The organism is Bradyrhizobium sp. CCBAU 11357, from assembly GCF_028128865.1.
GTDB lineage: Bacteria > Pseudomonadota > Alphaproteobacteria > Rhizobiales > Xanthobacteraceae > Bradyrhizobium.
Window position 1 is genome coordinate 93,494 of record NZ_LBJW01000097.1, and the last position, 16,806, is coordinate 110,299.

Annotated in this window: 7 protein-coding genes; all 7 read right to left on the minus strand. The window is 63.5% G+C overall.

The genetic code is table 11. The annotated features are described in order from the left end of the window. Positions 1–26 precede the first annotated feature (26 nt). Entirely contained in the window at positions 27–2,099 is a 2,073-nt protein-coding gene (gene fusA, locus XI05_RS15915) for an elongation factor G (protein ID WP_212254949.1), read from the minus strand. A gap of 33 nt (positions 2,100–2,132) precedes the next feature. Continuing rightward, complete coding sequence (rpsG, locus tag XI05_RS15920) at positions 2,133–2,603, minus strand: 30S ribosomal protein S7 (protein ID WP_018647239.1); 471 nt, start codon at positions 2,601–2,603, stop codon at positions 2,133–2,135. A 15-nt stretch (positions 2,604–2,618) separates the two neighbouring features. Beyond that, the gene (gene rpsL, locus XI05_RS15925) at positions 2,619–2,990 is read right to left on the minus strand and encodes a 30S ribosomal protein S12 (protein ID WP_007603006.1); all 372 of its coding nucleotides are present in this window, start codon (positions 2,988–2,990) and stop codon (positions 2,619–2,621) included. Positions 2,991–3,875: 885 nt separating this feature from the next. Then, positions 3,876–5,882 (minus strand): ABC transporter ATP-binding protein, encoded by a 2,007-nt coding sequence (locus tag XI05_RS15930; protein ID WP_271503163.1) that lies wholly within the window; start codon positions 5,880–5,882, stop codon positions 3,876–3,878. 134 nt (positions 5,883–6,016) lie between these two features. Next, entirely contained in the window at positions 6,017–8,071 is a 2,055-nt protein-coding gene (locus XI05_RS15935; RefSeq protein WP_271503166.1) for an FAD-dependent oxidoreductase, read from the minus strand. A gap of 193 nt (positions 8,072–8,264) precedes the next feature. After that, the gene (gene rpoC / locus XI05_RS15940; RefSeq protein WP_271503168.1) at positions 8,265–12,461 is read right to left on the minus strand and encodes a DNA-directed RNA polymerase subunit beta'; all 4,197 of its coding nucleotides are present in this window, start codon (positions 12,459–12,461) and stop codon (positions 8,265–8,267) included. Between the two features lie 129 nt (positions 12,462–12,590). After that, positions 12,591–16,715 carry a DNA-directed RNA polymerase subunit beta gene (rpoB, locus tag XI05_RS15945; protein ID WP_271503171.1) on the minus strand — a complete coding sequence of 1,375 codons (4,125 nt, stop codon included), beginning with the start codon at positions 16,713–16,715 and terminating at the stop codon, positions 12,591–12,593. Positions 16,716–16,806 lie beyond the last annotated feature (91 nt).

Sequence of the window (16,806 nt, forward strand, 5' to 3'; positions counted from 1 at the left end):
AATCGTCAGCTTTCAACCGACGACAATCAGGCAAACTTCTTCTGGACTTCTGCCGACACGTTGGCCGGCGCTTCTGCGTAGTGATCGAACTGCATGGTGAAGGTCGCGCGACCCTGGCTCATCGAGCGCAGGTTGTTCACGTAACCGAACATGTTCATGAGCGGCACCATCGCGTTGATGACGTTGGCGTTGCCGCGCATGTCCTGCCCCTGGATCTGACCGCGCCGGGAATTCAGGTCGCCGATGACCGAGCCGGTGTAGTCTTCCGGGGTCACCACCTCGACCTTCATGATCGGCTCGAGCAGGACGGACTTGCCCATCTGCAGCGCTTCGCGGAAGCAGGCACGCGAGGCGATTTCGAAGGCGAGCGCCGACGAGTCGACGTCGTGATACTTGCCGTCGACCAGCTGCACCTTGACGTCGACCACGGGGAAGCCCGCGACCACGCCGGACGACAGCACGCTCTCCAGGCCCTTCTCGACGCCGGGGATGTATTCCTTCGGCACCGCGCCGCCGACGATCTTCGATTCGAACTCGAAGCCCTTGCCGGCTTCGTTCGGCTCGACGATGAACGACACGGCCGCGAACTGGCCGGTACCGCCGGTCTGCTTCTTGTGGGTGTAGCTGTGCTCGACCCGCTTGGTGATGCGCTCGCGGAACGCCACCTGCGGCGCGCCGATGTTGGCATCGACCTTGTAGGTGCGCTTGAGGATGTCGACCTTGATGTCGAGATGGAGCTCGCCCATGCCCTTGAGGATGGTCTGGCCGGACTCGTGGTCGGTCGACACGCGGAAGGACGGATCCTCTGCGGCGAGCTTGGCCAGCGCCACGCCCAGCTTCTCCTGGTCGGCCTTGGACTTCGGCTCGATCGCGATCTCGATGACCGGCTCGGGGAATTCCATCTTCTCCAGGATCACCTGCTTGTCGGGATCGCACAGCGTGTCACCGGTGCGCGCTTCCTTCAGGCCGGCCAGCGCGACGATGTCGCCGGCATAGGCTTCCTTGATGTCCTCGCGGTTGTTCGCATGCATCAACAGCATGCGCCCGATCCGCTCCTTCTTCTCGCGGGTCGAGTTCACGACGCCGGTGCCGCTCTGCAGAATGCCGGAGTAGATGCGGCAGAAGGTGATGGTGCCGACGAACGGGTCGTCCATGATCTTGAACGCGAGCAGCGCCAGCGGCTCCTTGTCGTCCGCCTTGCGCACGACCTCGTTGCCCTTGTCGTCGGTGCCCTTGATCGCGGGCACATCGAGCGGCGACGGCAGGTAGTCGACGACGGCGTCGAGCAGCGGCTGCACGCCCTTGTTCTTGAAGGCCGAGCCGCACAGCACGGGATAGAACGCGCCGGTCAGCACCGCCTTGCGGATCAGGCGCTTCAGGGTCGCCTCGTCCGGCTCCTTGCCGTCGAGATAGGCGGCCATGGCGTCGTCGTCGAGCTCGACGGCGGCTTCCACCATCTTCTCGCGGTATTCCTTGGCCTGGTCGACGAGGTCTTCCGGAATGTCGACATAGTCGAACTTCGCGCCGAGCGACTCGTCGTTCCAGACGACGCCCTTCATCTTCACGAGGTCGACGAGACCCTTGAAGTTGTTCTCGGCACCGATCGGAAGTTGGATCGCGACGGGCTTGGCGCCCAGACGGTCGACGATGTCCGACAGGCACTTGAAGAAGTCGGCACCGATCTTGTCCATCTTGTTGGCGAAGACGATGCGCGGAACCTTGTACTTGTCGCCCTGGCGCCAGACGGTCTCGGTCTGGGGCTCGACGCCCTGGTTGGAGTCGAGCACGCAGACGGCGCCGTCGAGCACGCGGAGCGAACGCTCGACTTCAATGGTGAAGTCGACGTGGCCGGGCGTGTCGATGATGTTCAGGCGCTTGCCGTTCCAGAACGCGGTGGTCGCAGCCGAGGTGATCGTGATGCCACGCTCCTGCTCCTGCTCCATCCAGTCCATCGTCGCGGCACCTTCGTGCACTTCGCCGATCTTGTGGCTCTTGCCGGTGTAATAGAGGATGCGCTCGGTGGTCGTGGTCTTGCCGGCGTCGATATGCGCCATGATACCGAAGTTACGGTAGTCCTCGATGGCATGTTGGCGGGGCATGGGTCGTTCCTTGCGAGTCCGAGTGTGTCGCCGTTACCAGCGGTAGTGCGAGAAGGCGCGGTTGGCTTCCGCCATGCGGTGCACGTCTTCGCGCTTCTTGACGGCGTTCCCCCGGTTGTTCGATGCGTCCAAGAGCTCCGCCGAGAGCCGCTCGGTCATCGTCTTCTCGTTGCGCTCGCGCGCAGCCGCGATCAGCCAGCGAATGCCGAGAGCCTGACGGCGGGTCGAGCGAACCTCGACCGGAACCTGGTAGGTCGCACCGCCGACGCGGCGGGAGCGAACCTCGATGGTCGGCATGACGTTCTCGAGCGCCTGCTCGAACACGCCGAGCGGGTTCTGCTTGGTCTTGGATTCGATGATGCCGAACGCACCATAGACGATGCCTTCCGCAACCGACTTCTTGCCGGCGTACATCACCGAGTTCATGAACTTCGTGACGATGATGTTCCCGAACTTCGGATCCGGGAGAACTTCGCGCTTTTCCGCAGAGTGGCGACGAGACATAGGCTTGGTTCCCGCTTACTTCGGACGCTTGGCGCCGTACTTCGAACGACGCTGCTTACGGTTCTTGACGCCCTGGGTGTCCAGAACGCCGCGGAGGATGTGGTAGCGCACGCCCGGCAAGTCCTTGACGCGGCCGCCGCGGATCATGACCACCGAGTGCTCCTGGAGGTTATGGCCCTCGCCGGGGATGTAGCCGATCACCTCGAAGCCGTTGGTCAGGCGCACCTTGGCAACCTTACGAAGCGCCGAGTTCGGCTTCTTCGGGGTCGTGGTGTAGACGCGCGTGCAAACACCACGCTTCTGCGGCGACTGCTGCAGCGCCGGCACCTTCTTGCGCGACTTCTGCACTTCCCGCGGTTGAGCGATCAGCTGGTTGATCGTCGGCATACTGGCCTTCACCCTTTTTCTGCTGCGGCCCCTCTCGGGTCCGCTGTCTTGCCGCGGCCCGTCACCGGGTCCGCAAATTCTGTTCGAGCCAACCCGCCCGAGGAGGCCACCTTGCGCGAAATAACCCACGCAAAGCGAAATTGCGCCAACCGCTCCATCAACGAGCGGAAAGCGCTTCGACGCCACAGAGGACCGCAGTCTTGAAGCCGCTCAGCGTAATGCCGCGGCCCGCGCACTGAGGTCATGCATCCGAATTCGATCTCAAGAGAACGTGCTCGAGAGAACTAAAGTCGCACTGGCATTGCCTAGCTATGATCGACAGCGTTTGAGCGGCATTCGTCGAGGTTGGTGCCCGTCTTTGCGACCCCTGGCAGATCTAGTCTTTGGGGATCAACGGGTGGCCCGTTCCGACGCTGGCGATGCTCACCGCCTGTCGTTAAGTGAGGCGCTTTCTATAAGTGAGAATCGGTCAAGTCAAGGTGAAACGACAGTCACAAAGCGCTTCATGCGCCTGCCAAAATCGCTGTTTGCCGCCCTAGCCGCGCCACCCTGATATGGGACCTAAGTCTCCAATTCGCCAGCCCACAAACAATTTATATCCGGACAAAAAGAAACTTTATTATCGGCGGCGAGGGGCTTTTGTGCTCGAAATGCGTTAAGGCGCGTTAATCTCTCCACGTCGGCAGCAATCCGGGACGAACATCGCCATGATCGGCATCCGGTGGTCCGGTCCGACCGACAACGGCGGTGACGGCTGAAGGAGCTTTTCGAAGGCCCGGCCCGCCTGCATGAGAGCCATCTGACCGCGTTTTTCGAATCGAAGAACTCGCCGCCAGGTTCGGCCCGCGCGCCACGGACCGGAATCGCGGGCTCGCTACGGCCCGGTCAGTCCTCCTCGCCGTCGTCCTCGTCGTCATCGTCGCGGTCGTCGGCGGTGTGAGCTGCGGTGCCATGGGGCTGGTGGATCTGATCGTTCCACAGCTTGCGATAGGTGCCGTTCTTGGCGAGCAGCTCGGCGTGGGAGCCGCGCTCGATCGCCCTGCCCCCTGAAATCACGATGATCTCGTCCATTTCGACCACCGAGGTCAGGCGGTGGGTCGACCAGATCATGGTGCGGCCCTTGGCGACCTTGAGCAGCGTGCGGTTGATCGCGGCCTCGGTGGTCTGGTCCAGCGCCGAGGTGGCTTCGTCCAGCAGCAGCACGGAGGGGTTACGGATGATCGCGCGCGCGATCGCGATGCGCTGGCGCTGGCCGCCCGACAGCGTGTCGCCACGCTCGCCGACCGGCGTGTCGTAGCGCTGCGGGAGGCTCATGATGTAGCGGTGGATCTCGGCCTTCTTGGCGGCCTCCTCCACCTCCTCGTCGGTTGCGCCCTCTTTGCCGAGCCGGATGTTTTCGCGGATCGACATGTTGAACAGCATGTTCTCCTGGAACACCACCGCCATGCTCCGGCGCAGCGAGTCCAGCGTCACCTTGCGGACGTCGACGCCGTCGATGGCGACGCGGCCTTCGTCGGGCACGTAGAGCCGCAGGATCAGATTGAGCAGCGTGCTCTTGCCGGAGCCGCTCGGACCGACGATCGCGATGCGCTTGCCGGCATTGAGCTTGAGGCTGAGATTGTCCAGCACCGGCGTCTGGCTGCCCTCGTACTGGAAGGTGACGTGATCGAAAGTGATGTCGTTGGTGATGCGCGGCAGATCCGGCGCGCCGGGACGATCGGCCCCGCGGGTCGGCTCGTCGAGCAGTTCCTGGATGTGACGGATCGCGGCGGCCGAGGAGATCGACACCGGGATGAAATGCATCACATGGGCGATGTTGTAGGAGACCTCCCAGAACGCGCTCTCGAAGGTGACGAAGGTGCCGATGGTGATCTGGCCCTTGGTCGCCAGATAGGCCCCGATCGCGAGCACCACGAGGTGCAGGAGGAGCACCGAGATGGTGACCGTCCGCTCCACCATGGTCGAGAGGAATGTGGCCGAGGCAATCCTGTTGCGGGTCTCGTCGTTGCGCAAGGTGAAGAAACCGAACATCTTGCGTTGCAGGCTGAACGCCTTGATCACCGCCTGGGCCGCCACGTTCTCCTGCACGAGGCCGAGCAGCGCCGATTCGTTGAGCTTCTGCTCGTAATTGGCCTGCACCGCCTTCGGCGTCAGGATCCGGGGGCCGATCAGCGTGATCGGGAACACCAGCAGGGCGACGACGGCGAGTTGCCAGTTGAGGAAGACCATCAGGATAATGCCGGCGATCAGTTCCAGGAACGGCAGCGCGGCACTGTTGGCGAACGTCTTGACCGCCCCTTCGAAGGCCGAGAGATCGACCGAGAAGCGCGACAGGATCTCGCCGCGCCTGGTGCGGCCGAAATAGGCCGCCGGCAGGTCCTGGACGTGCTCGAACAGGCGCTTGCGGACATCGGAGATGATGCAAGCGGCAAGGCGCGCGTCCCAGCGTTCGTACCAGACCGCAACGATCGAGGTGAAGATGCCGGCGACGGCGAGCACGCCAAGGATCTTGTAGAGCGCCTGAAAATCCTCCTCGCCGAGCGCATCGTCGATCAGGAACTTGAGGCTGAGTGGCATGATGACGTTGAACAGCGTCTCGACCACGACGCCGAATGCCACGAATGACAGCATCCGCTTGTAATTGGAGAGATAGGGCTTGACGAACCCGACGATGGTCGCGAGGGCGCCGGCAGCTTCGCGCGCGGTAAAGACGACGAGGTCCTCGTCTTCTTCGTCGTCGTCCTCGAGCTCAAGCTCGTCATCCGCCTCGTCTTCGCCGTCCTCGTCGTCTTCGAGGTCCGGCTTGGCAGCATCGGCGAGCTTGTCGTCGAGCTCGGCCGCTTCTTCCGCGGCGAGCTTCTGTTTGTCGGGCGGGAGGGGTTTGGACGCCATGAAACCAACCGATGCTGACGGCCGGCATGACCGCAGAGAACGCAGGAAATAGCGGCAACCGCTATCGCACCGATTCTATGCGATCAGGATGAATTCGGCAAAACAATTGGCGAATTCGTTTCCGTTCCCCAGGACTAGTCCTCGTCCTCGACCTTGTCGAAGAAGGAATAGCGCAAGCTGTCCGCGTCGGCGTACCACTGCCCCGGCCCCTTGTTGGCGGCGAGTGTCGCCTCCCACAGCGCATCGGTGCAATCCTTGCGGTGCATCGACAGGTCGAAGCCGTTGCCGAAGAACAGTTCGGACCATTCCCACCAGGTGCCGAGCTTCTTGACCCCGCGCAGGAGGTCGTAGCGGTCGATCAATGCCGGCGCCATGTCCGAGGTGATGGAGCCGAACACGAGGCCGGTCTTGACCACGCGGTTGAACTCGCGGATGGCGCGGACCACCTGCTTCGGGGAAACGTGGCAGAGGCTGGTCTCGAACACGAAGTCGAACGTGCCGTCCTTGAACGGCATGTCGGTGATCGAGCCGAGCTTGTTGTACTTCTTCAGCGCCTTCGGCGTCTTGGCATGGATGGCGCGGTTGTTCTCGATTCCCCATGCATCGATGCCGCGATCGCGCAGCGCGCCGACCAGTTCGCCGCTGGCGGAGCCCGCGATGAGCAGCTTGGCGCCCGCCGCCTTGCCCCAGACGATGCCGATCAGCTTGGTCAGGTAGTCGGGATCGGTGAAGTGCCGCCACGCCTGGTGATAGGGGCCGAGGCCGCGATAATTCTCAAAATAATCGCGATCGATCTTGTCAGAGAGCGGCTTCTCGCTCTGCGCGCGTTCGCGGCGCAGGCGCATCATCTCGGTCAGGATGATGTCGGTCGCCGCGTCCGAGGAATCGAGCAGGCCGTTCAGCGTCGAATCGAACAGATAGTCGCCGACCACCACGATGCCGGGGTGGTCCTTCGGCTCGGGCCGGTGATTGGTCATGACGTCGCGCACGGGCAAGCCACCAGGCAGCGCGTTCACCGAGGACAGCCAGCGGTGGATCTTGCCTTCGATGAAGTGCAGACGCGCGTCGCCGAGAGAGGCCGACAGCGACTTCAGGGCGGCATCGATCAGCTCCTGGTCCGACAGATTGGCAAAAGCCAGCGCGTCGGAGCCGGGAATAAGCCAGTTCAGAACACCATGCTTGCCGACGTCGTGACGTGCGCCCTCGTTGTAGACGCAGCAGCCGCCGAAGGCTTCCGACATGAACCATGCGCCCGGAATCCTGTCGCCCCAGAACGGCTCGTCGAACAGGATCGAGACGCGCAAATAATGCGCGGGCCGGTCGAAGTATGAGACGTGCTTGACCATCGACTTGCGCAGCTGCTCGCCTTCCCACCCCATGGTGGCGAGCCAGGAATGCGGCAGGCAGACCAGCACGAGATCGAAGTCGCGCGTCTCCGGACCCTTGCCGTTCATCATCTTGAGCTGGTAGCGGCCGGTCGGCGCCTTGCCGACGGTGAGCACGCGGTGATTGAGCTGGATGTCGGCATTGACCTCCGACTGCAGGCACTCAATCAGCTGCTCGTTGCCGTTTTGGATGGAATAGAGGCCGATATAGCCGTCGACGTCCATCAGATAGTTCTTGAGCGCGTTGAGGCCGTTGGTGTTGTGGCTCTCGGTCGCGATGTCGGAGCGCGCCATCACCTTGAAGAAGCGCTTTGCGGTGGCGTCCTCCACCTCCTCGTCGAGCACCTGCTCGGCCGTCTTGTAGGCCCAGGGATGCTCGTTGTCGTGCGCGCCGACGCCCTCGTAATATTCCACCGGCGACATCACCTCGGCGCAGCGCTTGCGGAAGGCTTCGATCGCGGCCGCAGTCTTGGCGCCGTATTTGCGGCGCATGCCCGGAACGTCGTTGAGCAGCTCACCGCCGAACTGGACCTGCTCGGCGTCCATCGGAATGGTCTGCAGGCCGAAATGCTGGATCAACTCGCGCAGTGGGTCCGGGCCCGTCATCGAGTAGTCGTAGATCTCGGCAACGCCGGCCTCATACATCGCGGGCGCCGAATCGAACTTGCGCGTGACGATCTTGCCGCCGAGCCGGTCGGAGGCCTCGTAGATGGTGACGCGGCAGAGGTCGCCGAGCTTGCGCTTCAGGTACCAGGCGCTCATCAGCCCGCCGGGGCCGCCGCCTACGATTGCGAGATCAAGCATGAGAGTTCCGTGGTCTTCCGGCCCTGCCCCCTTGACGGGACCACCGGTCTAAGTCGCCTTAGCAGAAGCGCTTTTGCGGCTGAAGGAAAGATGAACAAAGGGCGATCCTGCATCGCAGCAAGCAAAGAAAGCAGCAAAAAGGCCGGCAAAAGCCGGCCTTTTCATTGTCCTCGGTATTCCTACGGATGAACGATCATTCCGCAGGCGGCAGCGCAGGAAGCTCGGCTTCCGGCGCCGGCGACACGACGGCGGCCTGCTTCTCGCGCTCGTCCAGGATCAGCTTGTCGCGCTTCATGGCGACTTCGCGGATCTTGGCCATGGAGGCGCCGGTGCCCGCCGGGATCAGCCGGCCGACGATGACGTTCTCCTTGAGGCCTTCGAGCGGATCGATCTTGCCGTTGACCGCCGCCTCGGTGAGGACGCGGGTGGTCTCCTGGAACGATGCCGCCGAGAAGAAGGAGCGGGTCTGGAGGCTCGCCTTGGTGATGCCGAGCAGAACCGGCGTTCCCGTGGCGGGCTTCTTGCCCTCTTCCTTGGCCTTCTCGTTCAGCGCGTCGAACTCGATCTTGTCGACCTGCTCGCCGGAGATCATGTCCGTGTCGCCCTGGTCGGTGACTTCCACCTTCTGGAGCATCTGACGGACAATCACCTCGATGTGCTTGTCGTTGATGAGCACGCCCTGCAGCCGGTAGACCTCCTGGATCTCGTTGACCAGATAGGCCGCGAGCTCCTCGATGCCCTTGACCGCAAGGATGTCGTGCGGCGCCGGGTTGCCTTCCACGATGAAGTCGCCCTTTTCGACGACGTCGCCGTCCTGAAGGTGGATGTGCTTGCCCTTCGGGATCAGGTACTCGCGCGGCTCGTCGGTCTTGTCCATCGGCTCGATTGAGATGCGACGCTTGTTCTTGTAGTCGCGCCCGAACCGGATGGTGCCCGCGATTTCGGCGATGATCGCCGCATCCTTCGGGCGCCGAGCCTCGAACAGTTCCGCCACTCGCGGCAGACCGCCGGTGATGTCACGCGTCTTGGCGCTTTCGGTCGAGACACGGGCGAGGATGTCGCCCGGCTGGACCTTGGCTCCGATGTCGACCGAGAGAATGGCGTCGACCGACAGCATGTAGCGGGCGTCGCCGCCACGGGCGAGCTTGAGCACCTTGCCGTCCTTGCCCTTGATCACGATGGCCGGACGCAGGTCCGAGCCACCGCGCGTCGAGCGCCAGTCGATGACCACGCGCTTGGCGATACCGGTGGCCTCGTCGAGCGTTTCCGAGATCGACTGCCCCTCGACCAGATCCTCGAAGCCGATGGTACCTTCGACCTCGGTGAGCAGCGGACGGGTGTAGGGATCCCACTCGACGATGCGCTGGCCGCGCTTGACCATGTCGCCCTCGTCGACGTGCAGGCGCGAACCGTACTGGATACGGTGCGTCGCACGCTCGGTGCCGTCGGCATCGACGATCGCGACAACCATGTTGCGCACCATCGCGATCAGGTGACCTTCGCTGTTGCGGGCGATGGCCTTGTTCCTGATCACGACCTTGCCGTCGAAGTTGGCTTCGACGAAGGACTGCTCGTTGAGCTGCGCCGCACCGCCGATGTGGAAGGTGCGCATGGTGAGCTGGGTGCCCGGCTCGCCGATCGACTGCGCCGCGATGACGCCGACCGCTTCGCCGTGGTTGACCGGCGTGCCGCGGGCGAGGTCGCGGCCGTAGCACTTGCCGCAGATGCCGTTGACGAGCTCGCAGGTCAGTGCCGAGCGGATCTTCACCTCCTGGATGCCTGCCTGATGGATGGCATCCACGTGGCTCTCTTCCATCAGCGTGTCGCGCTTGACGATCACCTGGCCGGAGCTGTCACGCACGTCTTCGCAGGCCGTGCGTCCGAGGATGCGCGAACCGAGCGAGGCGACCACGGTGCCGGCATCGACGATGGCCCGCATCTTGATGCCGAGCTTGGTGCCGCAGTCGCTCTGCGTGATGATGCAGTCCTGCGCCACGTCGACGAGACGACGGGTCAGGTAGCCGGAGTTCGCGGTCTTCAACGCGGTGTCCGCGAGGCCCTTGCGGGCGCCGTGGGTCGAGTTGAAGTACTCGAGCACCGAGAGGCCTTCCTTGAAGTTCGAGATGATCGGCGTCTCGATGATCTCGCCCGACGGCTTGGCCATCAGGCCGCGCATGCCCGCGAGCTGGCGCATCTGGGCCGGCGAACCGCGGGCACCGGAGTGAGCCATCATGTAGATCGAGTTGATGTCGGCGTCGGCTCCGCTCGCCGTCTTCTTGGTGGCGGAGATCTCCTTCATCATCGCCTTGGCGATTTCTTCGGTGGCCTTCGACCAGGCGTCGACGACCTTGTTGTACTTCTCGCCATGGGTGATCAGACCGTCGTTGTACTGCTGCTCGAAATCCTTCGCCAGCGTACGGGTGGTGTCGACGATCTTCCACTTGCCGTGCGGCACGACCATGTCGTCCTTGCCGAACGAGATGCCGGCCTTGAACGCGTTGTAGAAGCCGAGCGCCATGATGCGGTCGCAGAAGATCACCGTCTCCTTCTGGCCGCAGTGGCGGTAGACCTGGTCGATGACGCCGGAGATCTCGCGCTTGGTCATCAGCTTGTTGATGATCTCGTAGGAGATGCGCGGGTTCTTCGGCAGCAGATTGCCGAGCATGACGCGGCCGGCTGTGGTCTCGATCCAGCGCTTGGAGACCTTGCCGGTCTCGTCCATGCCCTCCCACCGGTACTTGATCTTGGTGTGGAGGTGGATGACCTTCGCGTGCAGCGCGTGCTCGAGCTCGGCCATGTCGCCGAACACCTTGCCCTCGCCGGGCAGGCCTTCGCGCATGATCGAGACGTAGTACAGGCCGAGCACGATGTCCTGCGACGGCACGATGATCGGCTGGCCGTTCGCCGGATGCAGGATGTTGTTGGTCGACATCATCAGGACGCGCGCTTCCAGTTGCGCTTCGAGCGACAGCGGAACGTGGACGGCCATCTGGTCGCCGTCGAAGTCGGCGTTGAACGCGGAGCAGACCAGCGGGTGAAGCTGGATCGCCTTGCCCTCGATCAGCACGGGCTCGAACGCCTGAATGCCGAGGCGGTGCAGCGTCGGTGCGCGGTTGAGCAGCACCGGATGCTCGCGAATCACCTCGTCCAGGATGTCCCAGACCTCGGGCCGTTCCTTCTCGACCAGCTTCTTGGCCTGCTTCACGGTGGTGGACAGGCCCTTGGCGTCGAGCCGCGAATAGATGAACGGCTTGAACAGCTCGAGCGCCATCTTCTTCGGCAGGCCGCACTGATGCAGGCGCAGCTCGGGACCGACCACGATCACCGAACGGCCCGAATAGTCGACGCGCTTGCCGAGCAGGTTCTGGCGGAAGCGGCCCTGCTTGCCCTTGAGCATGTCGGCGAGCGACTTCAGCGGACGCTTGTTGGCGCCGGTGATGACGCGGCCGCGGCGGCCGTTGTCGAACAGCGCATCGACCGCTTCCTGAAGCATGCGCTTCTCGTTGCGGATGATGATGTCGGGCGCGCGCAGCTCCATCAGCCGCTTCAAGCGGTTGTTGCGGTTGATGACGCGGCGATAGAGGTCGTTGAGATCAGAGGTCGCGAAGCGGCCGCCGTCCAGCGGCACCAGCGGACGCAGGTCCGGCGGAATCACCGGGATTACGGTCATGATCATCCATTCCGGCTTGTTGCCGGAATGGCGGAATGCCTCCACGATCTTCAGGCGCTTGGCGAGCTTCTTGTGCTTGATGTCGGAGTCGGTCTCCTGCATCTCGGCACGCAGCGAGGCCTCGAGCTTCTCGAGGTCCATGCCCTTGAGCAGCTCGCGGATCGCCTCGGCGCCGATCATGGCGGTGAAGCTGTCCTGGCCGTACTCGTCCTGAGCCTTCAGATACTCGTCTTCCGACAGCAGCTGACGGTCCTTCAGCGCGGTGAGGCCCGGCTCGAGCACGACGTAATATTCGAAGTAGAGGATCCGCTCGAGATCCTTCAGCGTCATGTCGAGCAGGAGGCCGATGCGCGAGGGCAGCGACTTCAGGAACCAGATGTGGGCGACGGGCGCTGCGAGCTCGATATGGCCCATGCGCTCGCGCCGGACGCGCGACAGCGTGACCTCGACCGAGCACTTCTCGCAGATGATGCCCTTGTACTTCATGCGCTTGTACTTGCCGCACAAGCACTCGTAGTCCTTGATCGGCCCGAAGATGCGGGCGCAGAACAGGCCGTCGCGCTCGGGCTTGAAGGTGCGATAGTTGATGGTCTCCGGCTTCTTGATCTCGCCGTAGGACCAGGACAGAATCTTCTCTGGAGACGCGATCGAGATCCGGATCTGGTCGAAGACCTGAGCCGGCGTCGTCGGGTTGAAGAGATTCATAATTTCTTGGTTCATCGTCTTCTCCTCGCGTGCCGGTCGCCTCCGGCCGCAAATTCGAAAATCACTTCTGCACGGCGCCCTGCCCTCAAGGCCTCGGGCGGGGCGCCGATGCCCGGCCGCGCAGGCCGGGCATGACAGGTCGAATTACTCGGCCGCTTCCGACGTCGGCGCCGGTCCCATCTTGGAATTGTGCAGGTCGACGTTGAGGCCGAGCGAGCGCATTTCCTTGACCAGCACGTTGAACGATTCCGGAATACCGGCCTCGAACGTGTCGTCGCCGCGCACGATCGCCTCGTACACCTTGGTACGGCCGGCGACGTCGTCCGACTTCACCGTCAGCATCTCCTGGAGCGTGTACGCCGCGCCGTAGGCCTCGAGCGCCCACACCTCCATTTCGCCGAAGCGCTGGCCGCCGAACTGCGCCTTGCCGCCCAGCGGCTGCTGGGTGACGAGCGAGTAAGGACCGATCGAACGCGCATGGATCTTGTCGTCGACCAGATGGTGCAGCTTGAGCATGTAGATGTAGCCCACCGTCACCTTGCGATCGAACGGATCGCCGGTGCGGCCGTCATAGACGGTCGACTGACCCGAAGCGTCGAGACCGGCCAGCTTCAGCATCTCTTCGATGTCGGCTTCCTTGGCGCCGTCGAACACCGGGGTCGCGATCGGCACGCCGCGGCTGAGGTTATGGCCGAGTTCGAGCAGCTCGTTGTCGTTGAGCGACTTGATGGTCTCGTCCTCGCCGTAGACCTTCTTCAAGGTTTCCTTCAGCGGCTTGATGTCCTGCTTCGACAGGTACGCATCGACGGTCTGGCCGATACGCTTGCCGAGGCCGGCGCAGGCCCAGCCGAGATGGGTCTCGAGGATCTGTCCGACGTTCATGCGCGAAGGCACGCCGAGCGGATTGAGCACGATGTCGGCATGCGTGCCGTCTTCGAGGAACGGCATGTCCTCGATCGGCACGATCTTCGACACCACGCCCTTGTTGCCGTGGCGGCCGGCCATCTTGTCGCCGGGCTGGATCTTGCGCTTCACCGCGACGAAGACCTTGACCATCTTCATCACGCCGGGCGGCAGTTCGTCACCGCGCTGAAGCTTCTCGACCTTGTCGAGGAAGCGCTGCTCCAGCCCCTTCTTCGACTCGTCGTACTGCTTCCGCATGGCCTCGATCTCGGCCATCAGCTTGTCATTCGGCGAAGCGAACAGCCACCATTGCGACTTCGGGTACTCCTCGAGCACCGCACGGGTGATCTTGGTGTCCTTCTTGAAGCCCTTCGGGCCGGCAATGCCCTGCCGCCCCTCGAGCAGCTCGGCAAGACGGTTGTAGACGTTGCGGTCCAGGATCGCCTGCTCGTCGTCGCGGTCCTTGGCGAGGCGCTCGATCTCTTCCCGCTCGATCGCCAGCGCACGCTCGTCCTTGTCGACGCCGTGGCGGTTGAACACGCGCACTTCGACGATCGTGCCCTGCACGCCCGGGGGAACGCGCAGCGAGGTGTCGCGGACGTCGGAGGCCTTCTCGCCGAAGATGGCGCGCAGCAGCTTCTCTTCCGGCGTCATCGGGCTCTCGCCCTTCGGCGTGATCTTGCCGACCAGGATGTCGCCGGCGCGCACTTCCGCGCCGATGTAGACGATACCGGCTTCGTCGAGGTTCTTCAGCGCTTCTTCCGAGACGTTCGGAATGTCGCGGGTGATTTCCTCAGGTCCGAGCTTGGTGTCGCGGGCCATCACCTCGAACTCCTCGATGTGGATCGAGGTGAAGACGTCTTCCTTCACGATCCGCTCGGAGAGCAGGATCGAGTCTTCGAAGTTGTAGCCGTTCCACGGCATGAACGCGACCAGCACGTTGCGTCCCAGAGCGAGCTCGCCGAGATCGGTCGAGGGACCGTCGGCGATGATGTCGCCCTTCTTGACGATGTCGCCGACCTTCACCAGCGGACGCTGGTTGATGCAGGTCGACTGGTTGGAGCGCTGGTACTTCATGAGGCGGTAGATATCGACGCCCGACTTGGTCGGATCGAGATCTTCCGTGGCGCGGATGACGACGCGGGTCGCGTCGATCTGGTCGATCACGCCCGAACGGCGCGCCGCGATCGCAGCGCCCGAGTCGCGGGCAACCACGCCCTCCATGCCGGTGCCGACGAACGGCGCCTCGGCGCGAACCAGCGGCACCGCCTGGCGCTGCATGTTCGAGCCCATCAGCGCGCGGTTGGCGTCGTCGTTCTCGAGGAACGGGATCAGCGCCGCGGCGACCGAAACGAGCTGCTTCGGCGAGACGTCCATGTAGTCGACCTTGTCGGGCGTCATCGGCACGACGTCGCGGGTGCCGCTCGAACGGCAGACCACGAGGTCTTCGGTGAAGCGGCCCTTGGCGTCGACCGGCACGTTGGCCTGGGCCACGGAATAGCGCCCTTCCTCCATCGCCGACAGGTACACGACCTCGTCGGTGACACGACCATCCTTGACCTTGCGATACGGCGTCTCGACGAAGCCGTACTTGTTCACGCGCGCGAAGGTCGCGAGCGAGTTGATCAGGCCGATGTTCGGACCTTCCGGCGTCTCGATCGGGCAGATGCGGCCGTAATGCGTCGGATGCACGTCGCGCACCTCGAAGCCGGCGCGCTCGCGGGTCAGACCGCCCGGTCCGAGCGCCGAGAGGCGGCGCTTGTGGGTGATCTCGCTGAGCGGGTTGGTCTGGTCCATGAACTGCGAGAGCTGCGAGGAGCCGAAGAACTCACGCACCGCGGCGGCCGCCGGCTTGGCGTTGATCAGGTCCTGCGGCATGACCGTGTCGATGTCGACCGAGGACATGCGCTCCTTGATCGCGCGCTCCATGCGCAACAGGCCGATGCGGTACTGGTTCTCCATGAGCTCGCCGACCGAACGCACACGGCGGTTGCCGAGATGGTCGATGTCGTCGATCTCGCCCTTGCCGTCGCGCAGATCCACCAGCGTCTTGATGACGGAGAGGATGTCCTCCTTGCGCAGCGTGCGCTGGGTATCGGGCGCATCGAGGTCGAGGCGCATGTTCATCTTGACGCGGCCGACCGCGGAGAGATCGTAGCGCTCGGCGTCGAAGAACAGCGACTGGAACATGGCCTGCGCCGATTCCAGCGTCGGCGGCTCGCCCGGACGCATCACGCGGTAGATGTCGAACAGCGCGTCCTCGCGCGTCATGTTCTTGTCGGCCGAGAGCGTGTTGCGGATGTAGGGGCCGACATTGACGTGGTCGATGTCGAGCAGCGGCAGCTCCTTGTAGCCCTGCTCGTTGAGCGCCTTCATCAGCTTGTCGGTGATCTCCTCACCGGCCTCGGCGTGGATCTCGCCGGTCTTGGGGTTGACGAGATCCTCGGCGACGTAATTGCCGACCAGCTCCTCGTCGGCCATGCGCAGCGCCTTCAGCCCCTTTTCCTGGAGCTGGCGGGCGGCGCGGACGGTGAGCTTCTTGCCGGCCTCGAGCACGACCTTGCCGGTGTCGGCATCGATCAGGTCGTTGACCGTGGAGTAGCCGCGGAAGCGGTTGGCGTCGAACGGAACGCGCCAGCCTTCCTTGGTCCGCTTGTAGAGAATCCTCTTGTAGAACGTGGACAGGATCGCCTCGCCGTCGAGGCCGAGGGCGAACATCAGCGACGTTACCGGAATCTTGCGGCGACGGTCGATACGCGCATAGACGATGTCCTTGGCGTCGAACTCGATGTCGAGCCAGGAGCCGCGATACGGGATGACGCGGGCGGCGAACAGCAGCTTGCCCGAGGAATGGGTCTTGCCCTTGTCGTGGTCGAAGAACACGCCGGGCGAACGGTGCATCTGCGAGACGATGACGCGCTCGGTGCCGTTGACGATGAAGGTGCCGTTCATCGTCATGAGCGGGATGTCGCCCATGTAGACGTCCTGCTCCTTGATGTCCTTCACCGACTTCGCGCCGGTTTCCTCGTCGATATCGAACACGATGAGGCGCAGCGTCACCTTGAGGGGCGCCGCGAAGGTCATGCCGCGCTGGCGGCACTCGTCGACGTCGTATTTCGGCTGCTCGAACTCGTAGCGGACGAATTCCAGCATCGAGGTGCCCGAGAAGTCGGAGATCGGAAACACCGAGCGGAACACCGCCTGCAGACCCTCGTCGAGACGTCCGCCCTGGGGTTCGTCCACCATCAGGAACTGGTCATAGGACGCCTTCTGAACCTCGATGAGGTTCGGCATCTCGGCGACTTCCTTGATGTGTCCGAAGAACTTGCGAACGCGTTTGCGACCGGTGAATGTCTGCTGTGCCATCGTGGCCTCTCATTTTCGTCGCCCGCCCTGGGCGCACCATCCGGAACGCGGCTGCCACCGCTTTCCGGGTTGAATTTTCGAACCCGTCTTG